This window comes from Shewanella sp. BC20 (genome assembly GCF_003129585.1).
Taxonomy (GTDB): domain Bacteria; phylum Pseudomonadota; class Gammaproteobacteria; order Enterobacterales; family Shewanellaceae; genus Shewanella; species Shewanella seohaensis.
Genome location: NZ_NHRI01000006.1, coordinates 150,041 through 173,402 on the forward strand (window position 1 = coordinate 150,041; position 23,362 = coordinate 173,402).

22 protein-coding genes are annotated in these 23,362 nt (G+C 42.6%); 18 read left to right on the forward strand and 4 right to left on the reverse strand.

Annotation, left to right across the window (positions count from 1 at the left end):
* Nucleotides 1-92: 92 nt before the first annotated feature.
* The 15 genes from gspG to rfbB all read left to right on the forward strand — a co-directional run bounded on the left by gspG (nt 93) and on the right by rfbB (nt 15,585).
* A complete protein-coding gene (gspG, locus tag CBX96_RS08670; RefSeq protein WP_109286403.1) occupies nt 93-497 on the forward strand; it encodes a type II secretion system major pseudopilin GspG in 405 nt (134 codons plus the stop codon).
* On the forward strand, nt 475-2,211 hold the full coding sequence (locus CBX96_RS08675; protein WP_258294353.1) for a GspE/PulE family protein: 1,737 nt from the start codon (nt 475-477) through the stop codon (nt 2,209-2,211). Before gspG ends, CBX96_RS08675 begins: the two co-directional genes overlap by 23 nt.
* Complete coding sequence (locus CBX96_RS08680) at nt 2,211-3,401, forward strand: type II secretion system F family protein (protein ID WP_109286405.1); 1,191 nt, start codon at nt 2,211-2,213, stop codon at nt 3,399-3,401. Before CBX96_RS08675 ends, CBX96_RS08680 begins: the two co-directional genes overlap by 1 nt.
* Nucleotides 3,388-3,798 carry a prepilin-type N-terminal cleavage/methylation domain-containing protein gene (locus CBX96_RS08685; RefSeq protein WP_109286406.1) on the forward strand — a complete coding sequence of 137 codons (411 nt, stop codon included), beginning with the start codon at nt 3,388-3,390 and terminating at the stop codon, nt 3,796-3,798. The genes CBX96_RS08680 and CBX96_RS08685 overlap by 14 nt, the downstream gene beginning before the upstream one ends.
* Nucleotides 3,785-4,174, forward strand: coding sequence for a type II secretion system protein J (locus CBX96_RS08690; protein ID WP_109286407.1), 390 nt, complete (start codon nt 3,785-3,787; stop codon nt 4,172-4,174). Before CBX96_RS08685 ends, CBX96_RS08690 begins: the two co-directional genes overlap by 14 nt.
* A complete protein-coding gene (locus CBX96_RS08695; protein ID WP_109286408.1) occupies nt 4,153-4,860 on the forward strand; it encodes a prepilin-type N-terminal cleavage/methylation domain-containing protein in 708 nt (235 codons plus the stop codon). Before CBX96_RS08690 ends, CBX96_RS08695 begins: the two co-directional genes overlap by 22 nt.
* Nucleotides 4,853-5,743: a general secretion pathway protein GspK gene (locus CBX96_RS08700; RefSeq protein WP_109286409.1), complete on the forward strand. Its 891-nt coding sequence runs from the start codon at nt 4,853-4,855 to the stop codon at nt 5,741-5,743. Before CBX96_RS08695 ends, CBX96_RS08700 begins: the two co-directional genes overlap by 8 nt.
* The gene (locus CBX96_RS08705; RefSeq protein ID WP_109286410.1) at nt 5,740-6,810 is read left to right on the forward strand and encodes a hypothetical protein; all 1,071 of its coding nucleotides are present in this window, start codon (nt 5,740-5,742) and stop codon (nt 6,808-6,810) included. Before CBX96_RS08700 ends, CBX96_RS08705 begins: the two co-directional genes overlap by 4 nt.
* Nucleotides 6,807-7,358, forward strand: coding sequence for a GspMb/PilO family protein (locus CBX96_RS08710; protein ID WP_109286411.1), 552 nt, complete (start codon nt 6,807-6,809; stop codon nt 7,356-7,358). Before CBX96_RS08705 ends, CBX96_RS08710 begins: the two co-directional genes overlap by 4 nt.
* A complete protein-coding gene (locus CBX96_RS08715; protein WP_109286412.1) occupies nt 7,355-7,867 on the forward strand; it encodes a hypothetical protein in 513 nt (170 codons plus the stop codon). Before CBX96_RS08710 ends, CBX96_RS08715 begins: the two co-directional genes overlap by 4 nt.
* A gap of 140 nt (nt 7,868-8,007) precedes the next feature.
* The gene (locus tag CBX96_RS08720) at nt 8,008-9,924 is read left to right on the forward strand and encodes a secretin N-terminal domain-containing protein (RefSeq protein WP_181382172.1); all 1,917 of its coding nucleotides are present in this window, start codon (nt 8,008-8,010) and stop codon (nt 9,922-9,924) included.
* A gap of 552 nt (nt 9,925-10,476) precedes the next feature.
* Entirely contained in the window at nt 10,477-12,279 is a 1,803-nt protein-coding gene (locus tag CBX96_RS08725) for a hypothetical protein (protein WP_109286414.1), read from the forward strand.
* 87 nt (nt 12,280-12,366) lie between these two features.
* Complete coding sequence (locus tag CBX96_RS08730) at nt 12,367-13,104, forward strand: thioredoxin domain-containing protein (RefSeq protein WP_109286415.1); 738 nt, start codon at nt 12,367-12,369, stop codon at nt 13,102-13,104.
* A gap of 153 nt (nt 13,105-13,257) precedes the next feature.
* Nucleotides 13,258-14,424 (forward strand): nucleotide sugar dehydrogenase, encoded by a 1,167-nt coding sequence (locus CBX96_RS08735; RefSeq protein ID WP_109286443.1) that lies wholly within the window; start codon nt 13,258-13,260, stop codon nt 14,422-14,424.
* Nucleotides 14,425-14,565: 141 nt separating this feature from the next.
* Complete coding sequence (gene rfbB, locus CBX96_RS08740; RefSeq protein ID WP_109286416.1) at nt 14,566-15,585, forward strand: dTDP-glucose 4,6-dehydratase; 1,020 nt, start codon at nt 14,566-14,568, stop codon at nt 15,583-15,585.
* A gap of 171 nt (nt 15,586-15,756) precedes the next feature.
* On the opposite strand, the gene CBX96_RS08745 is transcribed toward rfbB, so the two are convergent.
* Nucleotides 15,757-16,407 carry a HutD family protein gene (locus CBX96_RS08745; RefSeq protein ID WP_109286417.1) on the reverse strand — a complete coding sequence of 217 codons (651 nt, stop codon included), beginning with the start codon at nt 16,405-16,407 and terminating at the stop codon, nt 15,757-15,759.
* Between the two features lie 96 nt (nt 16,408-16,503).
* Entirely contained in the window at nt 16,504-16,956 is a 453-nt protein-coding gene (locus tag CBX96_RS08750) for a copper resistance protein NlpE (protein ID WP_181382176.1), read from the reverse strand.
* 362 nt (nt 16,957-17,318) lie between these two features.
* On the opposite strand from CBX96_RS08750, the gene CBX96_RS08755 reads away from it, so the two are divergent.
* The 3 genes from CBX96_RS08755 (at nt 17,319) to rfbC (ending at nt 20,211) form a co-directional block, all read left to right on the forward strand.
* Nucleotides 17,319-18,680 carry a sensor histidine kinase gene (locus tag CBX96_RS08755; RefSeq protein WP_109286418.1) on the forward strand — a complete coding sequence of 454 codons (1,362 nt, stop codon included), beginning with the start codon at nt 17,319-17,321 and terminating at the stop codon, nt 18,678-18,680.
* A gap of 111 nt (nt 18,681-18,791) precedes the next feature.
* Nucleotides 18,792-19,682, forward strand: coding sequence for a glucose-1-phosphate thymidylyltransferase RfbA (gene rfbA / locus CBX96_RS08760; protein ID WP_109286445.1), 891 nt, complete (start codon nt 18,792-18,794; stop codon nt 19,680-19,682).
* On the forward strand, nt 19,669-20,211 hold the full coding sequence (gene rfbC / locus CBX96_RS08765; RefSeq protein WP_109286419.1) for a dTDP-4-dehydrorhamnose 3,5-epimerase: 543 nt from the start codon (nt 19,669-19,671) through the stop codon (nt 20,209-20,211). The genes rfbA and rfbC overlap by 14 nt, the downstream gene beginning before the upstream one ends.
* A 25-nt stretch (nt 20,212-20,236) precedes the next feature.
* On the opposite strand, the gene CBX96_RS08770 is transcribed toward rfbC, so the two are convergent.
* Both CBX96_RS08770 and CBX96_RS08775 read right to left on the reverse strand, forming a co-directional pair.
* On the reverse strand, nt 20,237-22,573 hold the full coding sequence (locus tag CBX96_RS08770; protein WP_109286420.1) for a YjbH domain-containing protein: 2,337 nt from the start codon (nt 22,571-22,573) through the stop codon (nt 20,237-20,239).
* Nucleotides 22,573-23,352, reverse strand: coding sequence for a capsule biosynthesis GfcC family protein (locus CBX96_RS08775; RefSeq protein ID WP_109286421.1), 780 nt, complete (start codon nt 23,350-23,352; stop codon nt 22,573-22,575). The genes CBX96_RS08770 and CBX96_RS08775 overlap by 1 nt, the downstream gene beginning before the upstream one ends.
* Between the last annotated feature and the right edge of the window lie 10 nt (nt 23,353-23,362).

Here is a 23,362-nt window from a genome sequence, read left to right on the forward strand (position 1 = left end):
GGTCATGTTTTGTTCGGATTTTCACAGCTTTATAATAAATTTTATTTGGATTGTTTATAAAATCAGCATTAATTATCAGGTAATTTTAAGTCATGAGAAGAAAAAGTAATTTTAATCAAGGGTTTACGTTAATTGAGTTGCTCATTGTTATGGTTATTCTTGGTCTTTTAGCATCCCTTGTTGCGCCACAGATGTTCTCAAAAGTGGAATCTTCTCGTAGAGGTACAGCATCTGCGCAGATGCAAATGCTGGCAACTTCCTTGGATGCATACCGATTAGATATTGGGAAATATCCTGACAGTCTCAGTGAGCTGACTCAAAGTACGAACAAAAAATGGGATGGTCCATATTTACCTCGTGATGTCCCTTCCGACCCATGGGGAAACCCGTACATCTATCGTTTCCCTGGAAATAATGGTCAGTTTGATTTACTCAGCCTAGGCGCCGATGGACGTGAAGGTGGGGAAGGCGAGAATGCCGATATCGAATATAAGTAAGGCTAGTCATACAAGCACCGATGCACCCAAAATGAGTTTAGATGTGACTAGTGGGATCGTTCATTTTTTAAAAGAAAATAAAATTGTTTCTCATGAACAGCTACAAAGAGCGCTAGATTACCAGCAAGAGTTAGGGGGGCGAATTGAAAAGATCCTTATTAACTTAGGGGTGCTTCAACGCGACGAATTAACTTTTTTATATGCTGATTATCTATCTCTTCCTCTTTTTTCCTCAGATGTTGAGCTGTCTCTGACGCCTGATTTCATATTGTCATTTGATATTAGTAAAGGTGTTGAGTTTGGTATTTTACCCTTCTCTCAAAATGAATCAGATGGCTTATTATCCGTTGCCGTTTTAGACCCTCTAAATATTCAAATCTATGAGTTATGGGTTGATTCAGAATTTAATTTAGACGTTCATCTTGCTACTCAATCTCAGTTTGATGAATTGCGAGTTAAATTGTTGGCTGAGCGTAACTCAGAGCAAAAATTAACGACTATCAAGGGCGGTAATGAACTAGAGCGTTTGCGGGAGCTTGCGTTTGGTGCCCCTACAGTTAACTTGGTAAATAGCCTTATCGTAAAGGGAATTAAACTGCGCGCATCCGATATGCATATTGAGCCTTTTAAGGGGCAATACCGTGTCCGATACCGAGTTGATGGTATTTTGCACCTTAGTGAAAATATTCCAATCGATCTTCAATTAGGTGTGATATCTCGTATAAAAATACTTGCAGGGATGGATATCGCTGAAAGACGTAAGCCTCAGGATGGTAAAATTGAAACTAGCGTCGGTGGAAAAGAGTTAGATATTCGTGTTTCCTCATTACCTCTTGGTGAGGGGGAAAGTATGGTTATGCGTTTCCTATTAAAAGAGTCTGTTAATTTTGGTCTTGGTTCTATCGGTTATGAGCCTGATTTAATTGCTCTAATTGAGAAAGACTTGGCTAGAACAACAGGCGTAATTCTGATGACAGGACCGACTGGTTCAGGCAAAACGACTAGCCTGTATTCTTTTTTAGCTAAGTTAAACCAACCTGCGGTCAAGATTATCACTCTTGAAGACCCAATCGAATATCAACTTGATGGCATCAATCAAGTGCAAGTCAACACGGAAATTGGTTACGATTTTGCAAAAGGTTTGCGAAGCATTGTCCGTCAAGACCCTGATATTATTATGATTGGTGAAATACGCGACCATGAAACAGCAAGAATTGCAATGCAATCTTCGCTTACGGGCCACTTAGTGTTTAGTACTGTGCACACTAATGATGCGCCAACTACTTTTACTAGGCTATTAGATCTAGGGGTTGAAGAGTTTTTATTGAATGCCTCTGTCATATCAATTATGGCACAGCGCCTAGTGAGAACCCTATGCCCTCACTGTAAAGTTGTCGACCCTAATGCCCAACAGTTACTTGAACTTGAGGATGTTAAAAGTATCGCAAATCGCTGTGATGTCTCTCATCCCAGCATTTTTACCCATAAAGGCTGCGACAGTTGCGGTGGCAGTGGCTTTAAAGGCCGGATGGCAATTCTTGAATACCTGCCTAATAGCATTCCTGTTCAATCCATGGCCAAAGACCATACTTTTCTTGAGAAAATCCGTGAATTCAGGATTGAAAATAATCTAAGAACATTAAAAGAAGATGGTTTGCTTAAAGTCCTCAATGGTGTAACAACCTATGAGGAAGTAATGCGGGTGGCCGGTTAATGCAAACATGGGAATTCGAAGCGTTAGATAAATCTGGCGCGAAAGTGAGGGGGCGAATTCGAGCTGAGTCAGAATTTGCGGCTCTCATCGCGGTCAAGGAGAAGTCACTCCATCCCTTATCCGTTACTGAGAAAAAAGTCGAAAGTGGCTTATTTAATCGCATTAGTAACAGTGAGTTGGAACAGCTTGTTATGGAATTATCGTTATTGCTGCGTAACGGTGTCCAACTAGATAGAGCCTTTGAGATGATGTCTGACTCGAATGCTAATAGTACTGCTGCAGCTATGCTGGCTGAAATCACTGAATCGGTTAGGGGAGGCGATGCTCTTCATGTTGCCTTTGCTAAATATCCTAGATATTTCAATAATTTATTTTGTCAGATGGTGCGAATTGGTGAAGAGTCTGGCAAGCTTGCTATCACCTTGGAGCGACTTGGCAAAAACTTAAAATTCCAAAATGAGTTACAAGGTAAAGTTAATCAAGCCATGATCTATCCAGGTTTTATTTTCATGGTTTGTATCATGGCACTCTTTGCGATTTTCAATTTTATCGTGCCTAGTATGGAAGGGCTGTTTCAAAATATGAAACATGTGCCTAGCTATACACAGTTTCTTATCGATACCAGTGCTTGGATGCGAAAAAATCAATTCATTCTTGGGGCTTTTATCGGTGCCTTTGGGGTGTTTGTTCTGGTTTCATATCGTAAACCTTGGTTTAAAAATGCAGCTTTAGGCGTCATGCGTAAGCTGCCGTTACTGCGAACCGGTTTGTTATTCAGTGAGCGGATCCGTTACATCTCCGCGATGCACTTGATGTTACAAAGTGGGCTACCCTTGGCACAAGCTCTAACGTTCTCCGTGCCTGTTGTTACTGACGTTAAGTTACAAAAACAGCTTACACGGGTCAAAGACCAAGTTTCACAGGGTGGGATGCTGTCTGAAGGATTAGCCTCGACTGATATTTTAGAACCCGTAATGTTGTCATTGATTAGAGTGGGTGAAGAGAGTGGTAATTTAGAAGGCGTATTTGGTGAGATTACTGAACGTTCACGCTGGCGTTTTGAACAATGGGCGATCAAGCTGACCAGTATGTTAGAGCCTATTTTGATTTTGGTCATGGGCGGTATGGTTGGCTCAGTTGTAGTTACTATGTTACTCAGTATTGTGTCGACATCCGATGTACCACTTTAAAGATAATCGCGGGTTTACTCTGATTGAATTGCTTGTAGTGATGGTGCTGCTCTCGTTGAGTATGAGTATCATACTGCCATTAACTGTCGAAAACGTAGAAAAGTCTCGTATATCAGGTGAAATTCAACTGGTTGATCTGTTCCTCCGAGAAGTAAAACGCGACAGTTTTTTTCTGCAACAACCCTTACAGATCATATTTGTCGGTAAGCAAATCACAGTTAAAGGTACGGATTATGCTAAAACGCTAAATACCGAATACATTGGATTTGAAAACGTAAAAGTACAATTTGAACCTACAGGTGCGCTCCCTTCCGAGAAAGTGGTCGCAGTAGCGGATACCAGACGATGGGAATTAAGTTTTGAAGAGACAGAAACAGTCTGGAATGACCCTGATTGAAGTATTGATAGCTTCAATCATCTTGTTTATGGTTCTCGGCCTTGTTGGGGTTGTATACCAGCAAAATTATGATACCCAACGGCGAACCCAACAATACCTAAAAGAAGCGCGAGCGGTACAATCCTTGATGGCTGCAATACGTTTTGCGTTACAGCAAGGAGAGGTTGAGGGAAAACTTAAGATGATCGGCATGTCGTATCAGTGGAAAGCCAGCTTAATTGAAGCGAAACCCGAAATTAACTCAATTAGTCCAGAGACAGGCTTACCTGAGAATGGTATTGGGAAATTAAATCTCTTTAATATTGTAGTAACCAATGACGAAACCAAGCATGATTTCGAATTTAAGCAGGCGATATGGTTAAGCAACACGGAATGACACTCCTTGAAATGTTAATCGCTATGTTGATCATGTCGTCTGTCATGATGTTATCGAGTAGCGCTTATTCCTATTACATTGCAAGTTTTCACAATAAACAACGTCAGGTTGAGCAATCCATAGACTCCTTGTTCAAAGAATCTCGTTGGCAGGAGCAACTGGCATCGGCTTTTTATTATTTGAATAAGACGCAAGATGGGCGCTTTTCGCCTTACTTCAAGGGTGATAAAAACAGCATGTTTTGGTTAAGTCGAACGAGTCTTAGCCAACCAGAGCAAGGGCAGACCGCTCAATCTTGGTTAGGTATTTTGGATGGTCAATTCACCTATTGCGAGCAATCACTTGCCGTTGAACTGGTTCTCGAGAACGAGTTTGATGCTGAAAAGCTCTGTGCTAACTACAAATTAACGCTCTATCCGGCAGAGGAAATGAGAGTTTCCTATTTTGGCTTCAAATCTCAAATGGATAAATATAATGCGATGTCAGAGTTTTTGCCTTTAGCCTCGCGTCCAACGCCTAGTTGGTTTGAAACCTACACAGGCAAGGATATGGGATTATTGCCTGACTGGATAAAAATTCAGATTTTTGAAGAACGTAATAGTAAAGATGCTTTGGAATATTGGAGCAACATTATTGATAATGATCCGGTTAAGCTAAGGTATTTCACGGGAGCACTTGATGGCTAAGCAGCAAGGCATGGCATTGTTGCTCGTACTCATGATAACTACGGTCATTTCTGTCGTAATCACAGTGCAACAATATACCATACGTTCGACACTGAACCTTGCACAACAAGCAAAGGATTTTGTTGCTGCAAGAGGTAAGCTGGAGTCTACAAAGGAAGAACTCATCTATAAACTTTCAACCACTCTCTTGTGGATGTATGGACCAACATCACAATTAAGTTTGCAATCAGGTTTTCCGGAAGCGACAAATTTTTACGGAAAACCGTTTGAATATGATGGCGTCACCGTTACACTGACGGACCTTTCTGGCCTTACTGGAGTTATACCCTTCAATGAAGCTCCATGGCGAGCATTGCTAACCTATGGTGGGGCTACAAACATTGATAGTATTATTGCGGCGCTGAAGGACTGGTATGATGAAGATGATTTTTTGCATCTAAACGGGGCTGAAAAACGAGAATATGCAAAGCCAGGTTTGCCACGTAACTATCTGCCGCAAACCAAGGAGGAACTGGCTTTAGTTAAAGGAATGACTCCAGAAGTTTGGGCAAAGATATCACCATATCTTGCATATATATCTGGAGACCAACTTAACAGCAATTTTGTACCCGAAGCAACGCTCGATGTGATGATGGGGGAATACCGGGCTGGTTTAGCGCGGGATGCGCGAAATAATGAGCAGGATGTTAATAATGCTATTGAACGCGAAACGAGTGAAGAAAGCACCTTTTATCCATCACGAAGACTTAAGGTTGACATGAATGCTCGCGTAAATAACGTTGCTTATCATATTTCGTTTGTACTGATAAGAGATAATGGTGCTGAGCGGATGACACAAATAGCTGAGAGACAAATTGAGTATTCTAAGGTTGTATCAAATTGAATTGGTTTAATTTTTTGTTCGGACAAATGAGATGGCTCAAGTCTAGCGATAAAAACAAAACAAAAAAGAGCCTATGCCAAACAGTGGTACTTGATCGGGGAAGCTATCAAGAAGAACTGCGCAACTATAACTGTAGCCTTATGGATTTATTTAAACTGATCCGTAATGAATCAAAGCTGTTATCTGGCGGCGCTAATAAGGTTTTATGGTTTGTTCGTTCAACTGGCTCACAAGGCTACAGAGTCAGTTACGCGGTTATTAAGGCAGAGATTTGTCAAACCCTCCCCGATGGCATTAGCTTATTGGTCCCTGAAACTTGGTTAATTTATGCCAAGTTAATGCCTGAGCAATTGTACTTAGTAAAAGGTCAAAAACCCTATTGGGCTTTTTTACACAAACAAGGCAATCTGCATATTACTACCGTTAGTGGACTAATGGTCGATGCACGTAATTTCTTAGATGCCTTAGGCGTCATTAGTCAACAAGACCCGATACTGCTGGAGAGGGATCAGCTCTTAGCTTCTGACGCCGTTGCGCTAACACCTCAAATGTTGCCTGGATTGTTTTATTATCAAGCAAATAGCAGAGTGCCTACCCTTAATTGGAAAAGAATATCCGTTATCAGCGTTGTGGCTGTGGCGAGTTACGTTGCAATTATGTCGTCTTGGGTGTCATGGCGTGAATATCAATTACAACAGAATGTGACTGAGTTGAGGGCTGAGGCGAATGCCGTTTTTCAGCGTCAAGAACAACTCGAAGCTCAGTTAGGACTTATTCAGTCATATAAAGAATTCTTAGATAAGTATCCATCGCAAACAGACATCATCCACACCTTAGTGAAAGACCTTGGCGATGCAGCTACCTTGGAGAATATTCAGATCCGTGGAGCCTTAGTGACTATGGCTGGACAAGCTACCTCAGCAACAGAGGTTTTAGCGCGTTTTAGTGCCTCACCAAACTGGACCGAAGTGCGTTTTGACCGACAGGTTCAACGTAGGAAAGATATCGATGACTTTGCTATCAGTATGGTGTTTCGTGCAAGAAGCGGCAGTGAGGAGGTTAAATGATCTCTGCTCGCAATAAATACAGTTTATTAGTCATATTGTTATTAGTGGTTCTTAAGTTTGCCTTTGTGCCTTGGTTGCAATGGGTAAATGAAAAAACGGACAATATTGCGCGTTTATCCGCAAATATTGAGCGTTTTTCGCAGACAACGAACCGTAGTAAACAACTCGAAGTATTAGCGGATAAAATTGAGCAAAGCTACCAAGCACTTAGCAGCAGTTGGATGACAACTAAGGACGCAATGGCATCAGTCGAAATATTGCGTAAATTACAATCGCAAGCCAAGACGCTGGGCGTTGAACTTAAAAATACAAACGTTCAACCACGTACCGATTCTGCCGTCCCCGGTTATCCTGTGAGTTTATTTATGTCAGGGACACCAGAAGTATTAATGAGCTATTTGGAAGCACTCGAATCGGGAACACCTATGATACGAATAGTGCAAACAACGGTTCGTAAGCAAAATTTTAAGGAAAAAGTGCTGACAGCAAATGTTGAGTTGGTGGTTATTGCTAGCTTACCCCAGGCGGAGACGGGAGTGAACGAATGAAGTCAATGACATTCGAGTTAGGAACGCTTCGCCGTGGTGATTTGTTTGTTTTATTAATTGTGTTCAGTAGTCTTTTTTTGCATGGAATTTCGTTAGTCATCAGCTCGCAAAATGAAAAAAAGTCGCATAACGAACATGAGTCGACTCTGGTTCCTGTTATAGAAGTGATAAACCGTAATAGCAGCCTCGAAAACAAACGTGCGTTCAGCAGCTCGTTTGCAATTACTCCGACTATGCAGGCTGAATCGGGGGTTGCTGTAGAAGCGAAGGTTGAGTCTCTGCTGGATTATTCTCCTAAGCTCGTCGCAGTTTACTGGGTTGGCGATACGCTCAAAGCAAAGGTGATGACAGTAAAAGATAAACAGACCGAGTTCCATAACCTTAACATTGGTGATGAACTGTTTGGTTTTAAGTTAGCGCAGCTTACTTTGCGTAAAGCGTTGTTTGACGGGCCCGAGCAAGCAACACTTGAATTAAAAATGTTTACCGATAATGACGCATCAAAATGATTGATGTTTGGGAAAGAATTTGAATGAAAACAATACACACTATAACAAAATGCTCGGTTGCGCTCGGAATTCTGAGCTGCTTATGGTCATGTGCGTCTGTCGAAAACTTGGCTGATCCCGCAGCTAAAAATGAACCATTCATGGTTGATGGTTCATTTTTACGTACTACAGAGACTAAAGAAAAAAAGCAGCAAGAGCGTGAGGACTATCAGAAACCTCAACTAGCTTTTTCTGAACAGATCATCAACTCCATGGATGAGCTCAAAACGGGCTCACCATTATTAACGCAAACGCCGACATTTACTTCCCATGAGCCATTGAAGGTTGCTCTCAATGAGATGGAAATCCCTCAATTGATTCATTATGTATTCGGTGAGGTGCTATCCATCAGCTACGTGATGTCATCAGACGTTGAACGTATGCGTGATAAGACCGCCTTAAATTTACAAGAAGAAGTCACCCCTGATGAGCTTTACGAGATCACCCGTAAAATTTTAGCTCAACATAAAATTCAGGTGTATTCAAAAAGTAATATTGTCTACTTAGACAAGGCGACGAGTGGGGTGGCTAACCGCTCGGTAGGGATCGGTGGAGAGGCGAGTGACCTACCGCCAACGGGCGATGATATAGTACAGTTAGTTCCTTATACCTATAACTCATCAAGAGCAGTCATCAGTATTTTACAAAAGCTGAGTAATGCTAAAGCTTACCCTGATACGGCAAACCGACTATTAGTCGTCGAAGGCAGTCGAGCCGACGTTGAACGTGCATTACAAGTGATCACTATGCTGGATGTGCCTCATGCACGCGGGCGCGATATTCGGTTGTTGAATTTGGTCTATCTTACGCCGAGTGAACTTATCGAACAATTGGGCGAGTTGATGCAAGCCGAAGGCTTGGTCATGGGCGAAGATATCGCCATGGTACCGCTCAATCGACTCAATGCTGTCGTGGTTTATTCGGGTTCATCAGTGCTTGGCAAGCGTGTATCTATGTGGGCACAAAAAATTGACGTATCAACGGGCGGAGAGTCCGAGCGTTTCTACGTGTATCGCCCACAATTTGCCAAGGCTACCGACTTAATTAAGAGTATTGATATTTTGTTCCCTCGCGCCCCTGCGACACCGGCTGCAACGGCAAAAGCTGCCGATGGCTCAACTGCTCCAGCGGCTGTCGCCCCTGCAAATATGCAAGGCAGTATCAAAGTCACTGCCGATGAAGCGCAAAATGCCATCGTAATCCATGCCACGCCTAATAAGTACCACGAGATTATGAATTTGCTTGAGCAGCTTGACCGTTTACCAGGCCAAATTGCCCTGCAAGTTGTTGTGGCCGAAGTCAGCCTAGGTGATAACGTCAGCCGTGGTATCGACTGGTTCTACAATGAACAAGGTATTAAAGGTGGCAATATGGGAACCATTGATTTTAATGCGAGTGCCAGCAGCCTAGTCATGGATGCTGTCCGTGGTGATTGGAAAGTTGCTTTAAATATCCTAGCCAGTAAAACCGATTTTAAAGTGCTGTCTCGTCCTTATTTAGTCGTCAGAGATGGCGAAAGCGCAAGCATTAACTCAGGCGACCAAATTCCAGTACAAACAGAATCTACCAGTAGTGACACTAACCCGGACGTAACTCGCACATCGGTGCAATACCGCTCTACAGGTATTACTGTTTCAGTTACTCCAACCATCAATGCCGATGGCTTAGTGAGCTTAGAACTATCGACCGAAACATCAAATGTGCCCGACGGTTCAAAAGAGTCGCTCACGCCGCCTATTACTAGCCGCAGTATCCAGACCAGTGTCTTTGCCGCCGATGGTCAGACAGTTATCTTAGGGGGCTTGATCAGTGATAGCACTACGGTCACTGATAGCCAAGTGCCCATTTTAGGCGATATTCCGTTACTGGGTAGTTTATTCCAAAAGAAAGGTAATTCTAAGAGTCGTACTGAGTTGATGATCCTTATCACACCGAGAATTATTAGAGATACCACGGACTTAGATGATTTCGGCAAAAAACTGTCAGAATTGTATAGTTTTCCGACAAAACTTAACTAATTTTACTTTATCGCCAAAAGTTGTTAACGCCCTCTCCTTGGAGAGGGCGTTTTTTTATGTTGGCGACAAAGTATCCAGTGAGTCCTGTTTGTGATTTTGTTAAGACAGTCTAAAAATCCACTAAAACTTGATGCTGATGGCATTCTTTATTTTTTGAGCAATAAAGCTTTCAAATCTAACTTGTTAGATGCTAACCTTGAGCCAAACAGGATGCCGTAAAAATACTTTTATCAACTGTTGGTAAAGTAGTTATCGGTAAAAAATAACGAAAAGTATGAAAAACATGCAACTGGCTCGCTATTCGTTATAATCCTGTTGACTGTGTTTACACAATCTGATTATCATGACCCTCGTAAAATAGTAAGCGGTGACACCTTTTTGCGGCTAGTGGACGCATGCAAACACCGGTCGCCGTAGATGTGTTGCAATCGTATTTTACATTTTAGAGGGCACTGTTAATTACCATTAATCAGTGTTCTCTGGGACACGTGGACCAAATGAGCGGCTTTTAAAAAATTTACCGCTCATTAAAATTTTTTACGGAGAAAATGAATGAAAAACTTAAAGAAAGCGCTAGTGGCATCAGCAGTTCTTGCTGGTCTAGCGGGCAATGCATACGCTGGTACCGAAGCGTGTTTCGAAGTGTATAAAGTAGCTGATGGCGCTGGTGTCATCGCTCACGACGCAATCTATGCTAACGCATCTTGTATTGCTGAAGCTGACCGTACTGGTGCTGCTACTGGTCAATTACAAGCGACTACCGAAGGTAAAATCGCTTACGAACTGACTAAGTCATTAGAAGTTCCATTCAACGCGATCAATGCAGCTCAAGATCTGCAAATCGTTTATATTCCTACAACTGACATCCCACCAGGTACTCTGATTGAGATGGAATTGACTGGCGCTGTGTTCTCAAACAACGCTAACCAAATCCACCTGGTTAAAGGTGAAGTTGACACTGGTCCAGCTGTTGACAAATGGACTGCAGTAGGTTCTTCAGACGGTACTGTTGATGGAACTAACAAAGTTAAGTTCATCACTAAAGCTGGTATCACCATTGGTGCTGGTACTCGTTTAGTACTTTCTCAAACTGCAACTGTTGCTGCAGCAGCTGATGTTGCTCCAGTTCAAGTGAAGATCACTAACGACGGTTGTACTGATTCTACCTCTACTAAGCAAGTTACCATCGCGGCAACTACTGCTAAGACAGACGGTGGCACAGGCTACGATATCCAAGGTGCAGTATCTAAAGCTCAGTTAGTTTTAGACATCTCTCCACAGTTCGTAACTTTCTTCAACCACGCGACTTCAGAAGCTGAAGTAAACGCTGAAAGCGCTGACAGTGCAAACAACGCTATCGTTGCTCGTACTGAATTCGTATACGATCAAGATGCTTCTAAGCAACTAGTTGCTAAGCAAACTCAAGTAGTTTACAAAGGTCAATTCTACAACCGTGGTACTGCTTTAGATAAAGCAATCACTTTAGGTGCTGATGACCATTTAGAAACTAAGTTCGTTGCAAGCGCTGACCCACGTTCAAACGTGCAAATGGCTCTTTGGAACGCTCGCGTAGCTGCTACTGGTGTTCTGGCTACTCAAGAAGAAGTTGAAACTGGTACTCAATTCGGTGTATTCGGTTTAACTGCTGCTACTGCAACTGTATATGACACTGAAGCTGTTGACGTGTTTGCTCCAGAAGCAACTGGTGGCGATGCAGAAACCAACCCATACACTGGTACTCTTGACGCAACTAAGAAGTACTTAGATGGTGCTGCTTACAACGAATTATTCTACGTTGTAACTAACACTGACCCAGCTGAAATCATGAACTTCAACTACAAAGTCAACACTGACTACACCTTGAGCTTCAATGATGCTAACTACCTGGATCACTGTGCAGCGTCTAAAAACACTCACGACATCGGTGTAAACGGTGCCGTTCTGAAAGTTCCTTATGCAACTAACGCTGCTGGTAACTTCGTACGTGTAACCAACGAGCACACTGAAGAAGCTGAAGTGACTGTAGACATCTTCGGTGAGTCAGTAAACGGTACTGCTGAAAAACGCGAAGCTATCGCTGTTACTTTAGGTAAAGTACCTGCTAAGTCTTCTGTTGTTTACTTCGTTCCTGATTTAATCAACAAAGCTGTTGCTGACCAAGGTTACAAAGGTCAAGACGGTGGTTATGCACAAGGCCAATTAGGTTCTAACGCAGTATCTGCAGCATCACGTCACACTCTGACTTTCACTGTAACTGCACCACGTGAAACTGTTCACGGTGTATCTGTACAGAAAGTTATCAACGGTAGCGACCGTGTAATGCCAGTTCTTGATCTGAACACTTGGCAACAATAATTTATAACTTAAGGGTTTTCCCTCGGTTATAAATTGCTAAGAAAAACCTCCGCTTTTGCGGAGGTTTTTGTTTTATAAGGATTTACTATGTTAAAAATCAAAAGCGTTAAAAAGCTTGCTTTGGCTTCAGTCGTATTGTCAACCTTGGCAGGTTGCCACTCTTTTGATCGCTCTGTTGAAGCGAGATTAGCGAAATTAGAAGCGCAGCAGCAGCAAGACCAACAGTTATTATACGAAGTGACTCGTCGTGTGGGCCTAGGTGAGTTAGTCAGACCAGAATCTTTAAGCTTTGACAATGCCGCTATCGAAGGTAAAGTCGATGCGCCTGTGGTGTTGATGGAGTTTACTGATCTTCATTGCCCTTATTGCAAAGAGTTCAACACCAACATTTGGCCTGAACTTGAAAAGCAATATGTGGACACTGGTAAGTTGGTGCTAGTCGCACATGATTTCCCATTGGTTTCTCTGCATCCAAGAGCCGGCTTTGCTGCTTTAGCGCTGCGCTGCGCCTCTGAGCAAGCGGATTATGCCAAAGTGAAACAATCGTTATTCGAGATGAATGCCGCCCAAGAAGAGCAATTTACACAGCTTGAAAAAGACTATAACTTGGATAGCGACAAGTTTAGAAGCTGTATGAAAGACCCTGTTATGCAAGCTAAGGTTAATGCTTCGGTAAAAATTGGCCGCGATATGGGAATTAAGTCGACGCCAACGTTTTTATTAGGCCGTAATGAAAACGGCAAACTAGTCGATTTTGAAGTGATTACAGGTGCAAAAGATAGCGCCTTCTTCATTGAAAAGATTGAGGCAATCCTCGCCAAATAGCGGTGAGTATTCACAAAAGCAGGGCTTAAGCCCTGCTTTTGCTTTTCATCAGTTGTTGATTCCTTTACCATTGGCGACTCTTTACTGTTAGAGTCGAAGCTATTAGCGATGTTTCTGTTGCTAGAATGGTTTGGCGTTGGATGTTTGTAAATGATAAAAATTGCTGTAGCAGGTAGTGGTTATGTTGGTTTGTCTAACGCGGTTTTATTAGCGCAACATAACAAAGTCATTGCGATTGATATTGTGCAAGAGAAGGTTGATTTAATTAATCAAAGGGTATCACCGATATCTGACGACGAAATTGAACGTTTCTTGGCGAATGAGGAGCTTGATTTAGTCGCCACCACAGACAAGTACCTTGCTTATCAAGATGCAGATTTCGTCATTATTGCCACACCTACCGATTATGACCCTAAAACCAATTACTTTAACGTTGCCTCGGTTGAAGCCGTTATTCTTGATGTCTTGGCGATTAATCCCAAAGCCGTAATGGTGATTAAGTCAACCGTACCGGTTGGGTTTACTGCCAAAGTTAAACAAAAGTATCAGTGTGACAATATCCTTTTCTCCCCTGAATTTTTACGTGAGGGTAGAGCGCTTTACGATAACTTGTATCCTTCGCGGATTATTGTTGGTGAGCGGAGTGACCGCGCGAAAGCCTTTGCTGATTTATTAGTACAAGGCGCGTTTAGGCAGGAAATACCTGTCTTATTTACAGAATCTACGGAAGCGGAAGCCGTTAAACTGTTTTCTAACACTTATCTTGCTATGCGTGTCGCTTACTTTAATGAGCTTGATACCTATGCGGAAACCCATCAGCTTGATACTCGGCAGATTATTGAAGGCGTATGTTTAGACCCTCGGATTGGCAATCACTACAATAACCCATCATTCGGTTATGGTGGTTATTGTTTACCTAAAGATACTAAGCAGTTACGGGCGAACTATGCGGATGTGCCAAACAGCATTATTGGCGCCATTGTTGAGTCAAACACAACCCGTAAAGATTTTATTGCTGATTCCATTTTGAGTCGTAAGCCTAAAACCGTTGGGATTTTTCGTTTAATTATGAAATCAGGCTCGGATAATTTTCGTGCCTCGAGTATCCAAGGCATTATGAAGCGCATTAAGGCGAAGGGCATCGAGGTCATAGTCTATGAACCAGTGCTAAAAGAGCCTGAGTTTTTTCATTCTCGAGTGGTGACTGACCTTACTGAGTTTAAAGCATTATCCGATATTATTGTGTCTAATCGAATGACTAAAGAACTCGTCGATGTGGCTGATAAAGTCTATACCCGTGATTTATTTGGTAGTGATTAGCACCCATAAGCCATTCATATTGTAATTAACTGGCTTTTTCTTTTTAAAAGCCTGATTTGCTGTTTTGGGCGATAATACAGTTATTAACTTGTATACTTCATTTCTGTTTTCTCTGTTAGCCTTTGCTATGTGGTAAAAATAATGCGTATTTTGGTCACGGGGGGCGCTGGGTTTATCGGTTCGGCTTTAGTGCGTCTGCTTATTCAAGCGACAAACTGTCATGTGCTCAATATTGATAAATTAACCTATGCTAGCCACCCCGATGCCTTAATTGGTATTAGCGATCATCCTCGCTACCAATTTGCGAAGGCTGATATCTGTGATGGCGCGAGATTAGATATCCTATTCGAGCAATTTAAGCCCAACATAGTGATGCATCTCGCCGCTGAAACCCATGTTGATCGTTCTATTGAAGGCCCTGCAGCATTTATCCAAAACAATATTTTGGGGACTTTCACTCTGTTAGAGGCGGCTCGTCGCTATTGGACACAACTGGATAGTTCGCAAAAAGTACAGTTTCGCTTCCATCATGTTTCAACCGATGAGGTTTTTGGATCGCTCGCAGATACTGGTTTGTTTAGCGAAACTTCAGCTTATGACCCAAGCTCTCCTTATTCAGCGAGTAAAGCTTCGGCGGATCACTTAGTTCGAGCTTGGCATCGAACCTATGGTTTACCGATAGTGATCACTAACTGCTCGAATAACTATGGTCCGTTTCAATACCCTGAGAAGCTGATCCCGTTGATGGTCAATCATGCCTTACAAGGCAAATCGTTGCCCATTTATGGGAATGGCCAACAAGTGCGAGATTGGTTGTATGTGGATGACCATGTAAAAGCGCTCTATTTAGTGGCTACGCGAGGTCAACTTGGACAAACCTACAATATTGGTGGTTGCTGTGAGCGAACTAATCTCGCTGTAGTTAAGCAAATTTGCTTATTACTTGAGGAGTTATTACCTACTCATCCGCAATCACTTGCGATGAAAGGGGACGGTTTTGCAGCTTTAATTGAACATGTTGTTGACCGCCCAGGACACGATATTCGCTATGCGATTGATGCTAGTAAAATTCAACATGAATTGGGCTGGCAACCGCTAGAGTCGTTTGAATCAGGTCTTAGAAGGGCGGTAGAGTGGATGATTTCACAGCAAGCGCAATAGCTTTCAGGAATGGCAAATACTGGCACAATCACTTGTTTTGATTTCACTTTACAGTTATTTCTTAATCTCTAACATATTGAATATGATGTTAACTTTGTTCGGTGGATGTGTCGTTAACGCTACTTTATCGATTCAGGTTTCAGGCATTAGTTTTTATTTAGTTTCAGCTATCTATGGCTGAGTTACTTCAATATACACGCGTATCAGCTGTGTTGCTTGGCGGCTTATCAATGTTAGGCATTTCACTGTGATATTTTTCTCGCCTGCTAATTGCAACAGATCATAACTTTGCAGCGTTATCTTCTCTCCTTGATAAATACAGCTGATTGGCGCGAGCGGCAGCACAAATTGGATAGGCAGGGTATTCGTGGATTGGTGAGCACTGTTCTCGTTGGCTTCAATCTGGATTGTGCCATTAAACTCTATGCGCTCAATTCTTGCTGTGTAGTTTCCGCGCCTCGTCATCACATTAAAGTCTAGGATCTGGTTATCTAATAGCTTGCTTTCGATTTGAGTTTCCCCGCTAAAGCAAAATGGCTGCTTATTCGGACGAAGGATGATTTCCTCTGATTGTCCTAAATCATTCCCCTTGATGTGTAGTTTTACCCCTTCACCTTCCAATATACATAGCTGTCTATCGATGCCTTGGAAGAGTGAGAAGGGGCCATCGCTCGAAATGGTGGCGATGCTGATCCTAAAATCAAAGTTGCTGAGATCTGCCCCCTTTGGCCATATCAAAAGTTGTTTAGTGCTGCCACCACCGTTTTTCCATAAACTCGATTCGCATTCTTCATAACGGATGATCCGGATATTGGGATTCAATTTAAGCTTCTCTTTTGATAATGGATTGTTTCAGTACAGATGATACCTACTTCGGCGCATAATGCCGTGGCGCATCGCTGCATACTGCGTTCAGAGCTAAATCTCTTTCTTCTTCAAAATGTAATGGTCTGCTAGTTCGCCACTTATCCGATTACCTTCCATATCTAACATAAACAGTTGGTTTTCTCCTACCAAGTATTTAGTGCCATCGGATAAGGTGATTTTTGAGCCATTGCTATCCCAGTCAAATTTTCCTGCAACTTTAAAGATGGATTCATCTTTACCCAAATAAATACTTTTCAATTCAAAGCTATTATCCGCTTGGAGCGTGAGTGTGGTTTGGATCCCTTCGCAACTTGCACAGGGGACAACGCCTTCATATACACCGGGCCAATCGAGCGCATTCTGGCTGGTATCGCCAAGTGGTAGGTTTTTTTGTGTATCTTGATATGGCGTAGCGACAGGCTCATTAGCCACTGTCTGAGCTGGTTCACTGCATGCGGTACTCATTAAAGCGAGAAGGGCGAGTGATATCTGTGAAAGTTTCATATTCACCTTAACCGTTTGATTAATTGACTGTCGTGTGATGATAACCGCCATCATTACGGGTTCCAACCTTATTTATGTCTGGTGTTTCTTTCAGTATCTTAATGTTAAAGGGGGGCTTTATGTGTTTGAACTTCATTACAAGTTCAGCAAAAAAGTGCTAAGTGTTGGATGATTTTTATCGGTGTGTTTAGGCACAGCTGCAGTAGGCATTGATCTGCAAAACCAATTGTAACTAGCGAGTGCATCTCAACTAGTGTGTTTGCAGATTGAATCTATACTAAAGAGAATCACTTAAGCTTAGGTCACCAAGTTTATTGCCTCATTTTTAAGTCAGGCGGTACCACGCGGGGTAAATCTGCATTATGACACGTATGTTAGACAGGATTTTATTCGATGTTAGCCGTTCATCCATTATTGATGGTGGCGATCTTATTGAGGCCTCACAACTTATCGTGTCATCTGTGTGCCAAGGGTTAAAAATCACCCGTGCTGGTATTTGGTTATGGAGTGAAGATCACCAAAGTATGCATTGCTTTTACCTGCTCGATAATATGCACAGGCAAGAGGCGTTGATATTAACTCGGCAGGATTATCCACATTATTTCAGTCTATTAGATAATGAGCGCGCTATTGTCGCGAATCATGCGCAAACCGATGGGGCGACCCATGAGTTTGTTAGTGCCTACTTAGTCCCTAATCGTATTAGTTCTCTGTTAGATAGTCCCATACGTCATCGCGGAAAAATGGTCGGCATTATCTGCTCTGAGCATCAAGGTGTTCCTCGAGAATGGACGCGAGATGAAAGAGCCTTTGCTTCTGCTTTGGCCGATTTATTCGGCCGAGCGATGAGCGCAAAGGAAATTTTGGATTATCAGCATCAACTAAAAGCCATCAATGCGGATTTGGAGGTTCAGGTTGAACAGCGAACCCAAGAACTTGAAACCGCATTATCGGATTTACGCTCAATACAACACCATTTAGTTGAAAACGAGAAAATGGCGGCTTTAGGAAGTTTGGTTGCAGGGGTTGCGCACGAGGTCAATACGCCTCTAGGGATTGCCGTGACATCCGTAACCCATTGTTTAGATGAAGTGGCATTGCTGAAAACGGCTTTCGAGCAAAACGAGTTGGATGAGGATAAATTTTTATCCTTTATCAATACTATGCAGGATGGTTTAGGGTTGATTGAGCGTAATCTTTCGCGAGCAGCGGAGTTAGTCCATAACTTTAAGCGCACCGCCGCAGACCAATCGGTGCTAGAACGTGAGCGGTTTAATTTAAAGACCTATATTTTCCAAATTTTCAGCTCATTAAGGCCGTTAATGCGTAAGAAGAATATTGCCTTGAACGTGGAGCTTGATGACGACATATTTATCGAATCTTACCCTGGTGCCATCGCACAGATATTCACTAATTTAGTGGCTAATAGCTTTCGTCATGGATTTCCTGAGAGTTTTACGGGGGATAAAAGCATCACTATTCGAGTACAAAAACAAGATTCGAATATTTGTATGCAGTATCAAGATAATGGGGTAGGGATGAGCAATGAGGTTAAACTTAAAGCCTTCGAGCCTTTTTTCACTACCGCACGTAAAGACGGTGGAACAGGCCTTGGTATGTCGATTATTTATAATTTGGTGACGCAAAAACTACATGGCACCATTTTGCTGACCTCATCCCCAGATCAAGGTGTGAAGGTCGAAATACAGATCCCTGAGAAATAAGCTTAGATATTACAACTCAGTCTTGTTGAAGACCTCGCGCCATTCAGCTTTATCGGCATTTATATGCTACAATCCTCCCTTCACTTTGACCTACTTATCCTTGATATATCAATGAGAAAAGGCATTTTATTGGCGGGCGGGACCGGTTCTCGCCTATATCCGATGACGCAGGTTGTATGTAAGCAGTTATTGCCTATTTACGATAAGCCAATGATTTATTATCCACTTGTGACCCTAATGCAGGCTGGCATAAAAGAGATTCTGATTATTTGCACTCGCGCTGATTTGCCTCTTTTTCAGGCATTGCTTGGTGATGGTCACCGTTGGGGCATTCAGCTTGAATATGCGGTACAGCCTTCTCCAAAGGGATTAGCCGAAGCACTTATTATCGGAGAGGCTTTTTTGGCGGGAGAGGCCTGTGCGTTGATTCTGGGCGATAACTTATTTTATGGGCAGCAACTGAGCACAAACTTGCATCGAGCTTCTCTACTCGAAGTGGGGGCGACCGTTTTTGGCTATCATGTGGCTAATCCGAATGCTTACGGCGTTGTCGAGTTTGATAAGAGTGGAAGGGCGATTTCAATCGAAGAGAAACCCCGAGTTGCGCGTTCTTCCTATGCTATTCCTGGATTGTATTTCTTTGATAACAGGGCTAGTGAATGGGCTAAAAAAGTGATGCCTTCGGCGCGGGGTGAGTTGGAGATCGTTGATCTAATCAATCAATATCTTCTGTTGGGGGAATTACAGGTAGAAATAATGGGGCGGGGTACTGCTTGGCTCGATACGGGTACGCCGGATGCGATGGCTGAAGCAACACAATTTATTGCTGCTATTGAAAAACGCCAAGGGTTGAAAGTGAACTGTCCTGAAGAGGTTGCTTTTCATTCTGGTTGGATAGATGCTGCGCAGCTTACCGCTTTAGCACAACCTTTGCTTAAGAGTGGTTATGGTGAGTATCTCTTGGGATTATTAAATAAGCAGGTGTTTAATGAAGTGCATTGAAACCGAGCTTGCTGAAGTATTGGTGTTCGAACCTCAAGTATTTGGTGATGAACGCGGTTTTTTTATGGAAACTTTTAGACAATCGTTTTTTTCCGAGTGTTTGAAAAATAGTGGGTTAAAGGCGCTGGAGTTAGTCCAAGATAACTTTAGCCGATCACAACAGCACGTATTACGTGGCTTGCATTACCAATGCAAGCATCCGCAGGGGAAATTAGTCCGGGTGTGTGCAGGCAGTATTTTTGATGTTGCAGTGGATATTCGCCCGCAATCTAAAACCTATGGTAAATGGGTAGGGCGTGTACTTTCTGCTGATAACCATTTGCAAATGTGGATCCCGCCTGGCTTTGCGCATGGTTTTTATGTGCTGAGTGAATATGCCGATGTGATTTATCGCTGCACTGATTATTATGCGCCAGATGATGAATATGTGCTGGCCTGGAATAGTGCAGAGTTTGCGATTGACTGGCCGTTACGCAACGAACTACCAATACTTTCTGATAGGGATGCAAAAGCCGCCGTGAGTACCTAGCTTTAGGTACTCACGACATTTTGCATTATTTGACAGACTCACTTGTGATGCTTGCACGTGTGAACCAAGGATCTCTCGCATCCATTACATCATATAGGCTGTACTTGCGTCCTAATGTTTGACCACCATCGCGTGTCAGTGGCATCCAACTTATTGTCGCGCGGCTATGGGTTGATTTTATGGTCATCAAATCAAACGGAACTGAGATATAAAAGCCTTTGGTAAAGCTGCCTTCACCGTATTCCTCGGATGAGAGGTTGGTCTTTGTGGCAAAGGCACCAACAATCACACCACTGTCGAATTGTTTGGAGAAATCAACCGTAACGCCTTTATCTTCAGTGAGATATTGACCTGCACTGATCCTTAATAGGGTATTAGGGAACCAACTTGGTTGATAATAAGCTGATACATGACCTGTAAATGTGCCTGTTTGTACACGGTATGGGCGGTTAGTCAAAGGGTCAAATTGATGCTCATCTTCGAAGAAGCCAAACATGCTATCTGGATCGCGCTGTTTGACATAATTCATATCGATACCGAAGGCCCATTGACTATTAAGTGGGCGATATAGTACCTCTGTGCCCACACCGCCATACATCATTTCCAAATAACCAGCATAAGCTTGGTAGGAGATGTTATCGGTTAAACTATCCATCCAAGTTAGTTGCAGGTTATTTACTCTGATAGGATTATCATGAACATATTGACGAACAAGTGTACGAACGCGTTTTAAATCGGTACCATCTGGAGGTACATCGTATAAAAATTCATCGTAGTTATCGTAAAGATTAAGATAAATGGAGCTTGAAAACTCAAAGTTGTCAGTAAAGCGGTAACTTGCGCCGCCAGTCACTCCAATGCTAAACATATAAAAACCTTCTGAGCCGCCAAAGGATTGCGCCATGGTCGGTGAAAGATCAAAGCTTAGCTGATTGAGCCAGTCTCTATCTTCATTAGTCACCTTTTGTCCTTGTGGCAACTGAGGGATTCCGATAACACTTGCATCGGCGGTTTTGGCATAAAGATAACTACGAGTAGCAACTTGAGCGAACTTTTGAGCATCTATGCGGGTTTCAGTTATCGGTTGGCTGTATCTTGTCTCGATTAGACGATATTCTTTTATGCGTGATACATCGGTGTTGTTTGCAAGAATTGTTGCCGCTCTTTGATGTGCTTCATTTCTATCGCGGAATTTATTTTGCTCACCTACTACGGTAATGCTCTCATTATCGATATAAATTTTTGCATTAGCGTAACCTGCGATGGTTTGTAAGTCTTGAGCGACTTTGTTCCAGTCGACTGTATTCTCAAAGCGTTCAGTAGCGGCCACCATAGTGCTTTGTTTTTCAGACGAGACTACATTATCAACCTTCGATTTGAGTGTCGCTTCTGTCTGTTGAGGGTAACCTTTCTGTGCAATGCTCAATGACGGTGCGGCAACAGGTTTATATTTTGGAGATTTAGGATCACGTTTAATCTGCGATAAAGTATTAAAATTAGTTTGCAGACTAAAGCCGAGGGTCCATGTATTACCTCGTTCATAACTTAAATGCAGATCGCCCCAATCACCGAAGCGATAAAGCATCCCATAGTTAAATTTGCTGTCCTGTGGCATAGCTATGCCACCCCGAACGACAGGAAAATCTGATTGGTAATCGTTACCATCATATTCGACTTTCAAGCGTAAAGGTTCCCAAGGGGTTTGATATTCAACACCACCAAAGAGTGCAGCGCAGCCTTTAAACCAGCGTTGATAATCAACTGTGCCACCTTTACCGCCATAAGAAGTGTCTCTATCACAGTTGTAATTAAGATCCTTTTTATCTGAAGTAAGATTGCCACTGTTGCCGATATAGCCCCAACCTATGCCTAGGGTAAAGTCGAGTGGACCGATACGCTTTGTCGCAGCAATAAATTCACCATCAAATAAGCCTGTACCACCAAAGTCGCGAATTCCGATTGAGGTTTCAGGTAACCAATCACTTTCTTCAAATACACGAAGCTTAAAATCTATGCCCTTATCAGTGTATTTAGTGTTCCCACTAAAATTTGGATCATCGCTATAAAGTAAATCTTGTACTTGGGTATAACGAATTGTGGTTTCAAACCAAGGGAAGAGCTGCACTGAGGCACTAAAATGTTGATACTCATCGTTATAGCTTGTGGCGAAGTTAAATTCACCCTCGGGAGCCATACGGCCCGAAGGCATTTGCATTAAACCCACACCGCCAAAGTCTGACTGTGAAGGCAACAATGTTGGGTAAGAAAACTCATCGGCGCTAACATGTAATAATGGTAGCAGTGCTAAAGATAGCGCTGATAAACGCCCGAACGCATGTAAAGTGGGAGTCGACTTTTTCATTACAGAGCCCGATTTTTAAGTAATTCAATAATGTTGTTGTTTAATGTGGAATAGTCATCAAAAAGGCCTGAAAATTCAATAAAGAGTATTGCACCAGGAGCAATATCTTGAGCTTGATGATTCCAATAGGCGATAGGCTGTTTTATTGCATTACCATCGGGTTGAATTATCCACACAGAGCTAGTTTCGGCATTATTTAGTAAACCTGCTTGCGCTATGTATTCTTTACTGCTTATACGCGATTGCCACTCAAGCTCTCCTTGTTGTGAAACAGAACCAACAATGGTAACCGTGGTTGGGCGTGGCGGGAGAATGAGTAAAAAATCTCCATTAATTAGTGGGTTATAGGCATTATTAAGACGGATTAAATCAATATCTATTGGTTGATTTATTCGTTGCCCAAGCTTTATGTTGCGCAAAAATTGGGAAAACCTTGCAAGTTTAGCAATATAGTTACTGTCATTGCTTTGTTCCCCCATTTCAATCAACTGTTGCAATACTTGTTGTCGTGTCGCTTCTAGTGGTGCCGTATTTTTTGTATCGAATAGGGCTGCACCCAACCAATAAATTGGAATATTTTTTGTCCCCTTTGTATGTAGAGGGAGCTGCGTTAGACCATCCTTCACTGCTTGCTCTACCCGAATGGCTGTGGGGTAGGTTATTTGTACCTCTGGCGTCTTAGACGCTGAAGTGCTTACAGATAATTGAGTATTGGCCTCTGCATTAGGAAATAAAAACAAACTTACCAGCAGTACCAAAGGGGGAATGTAAGATTTCATTATGGGTCCG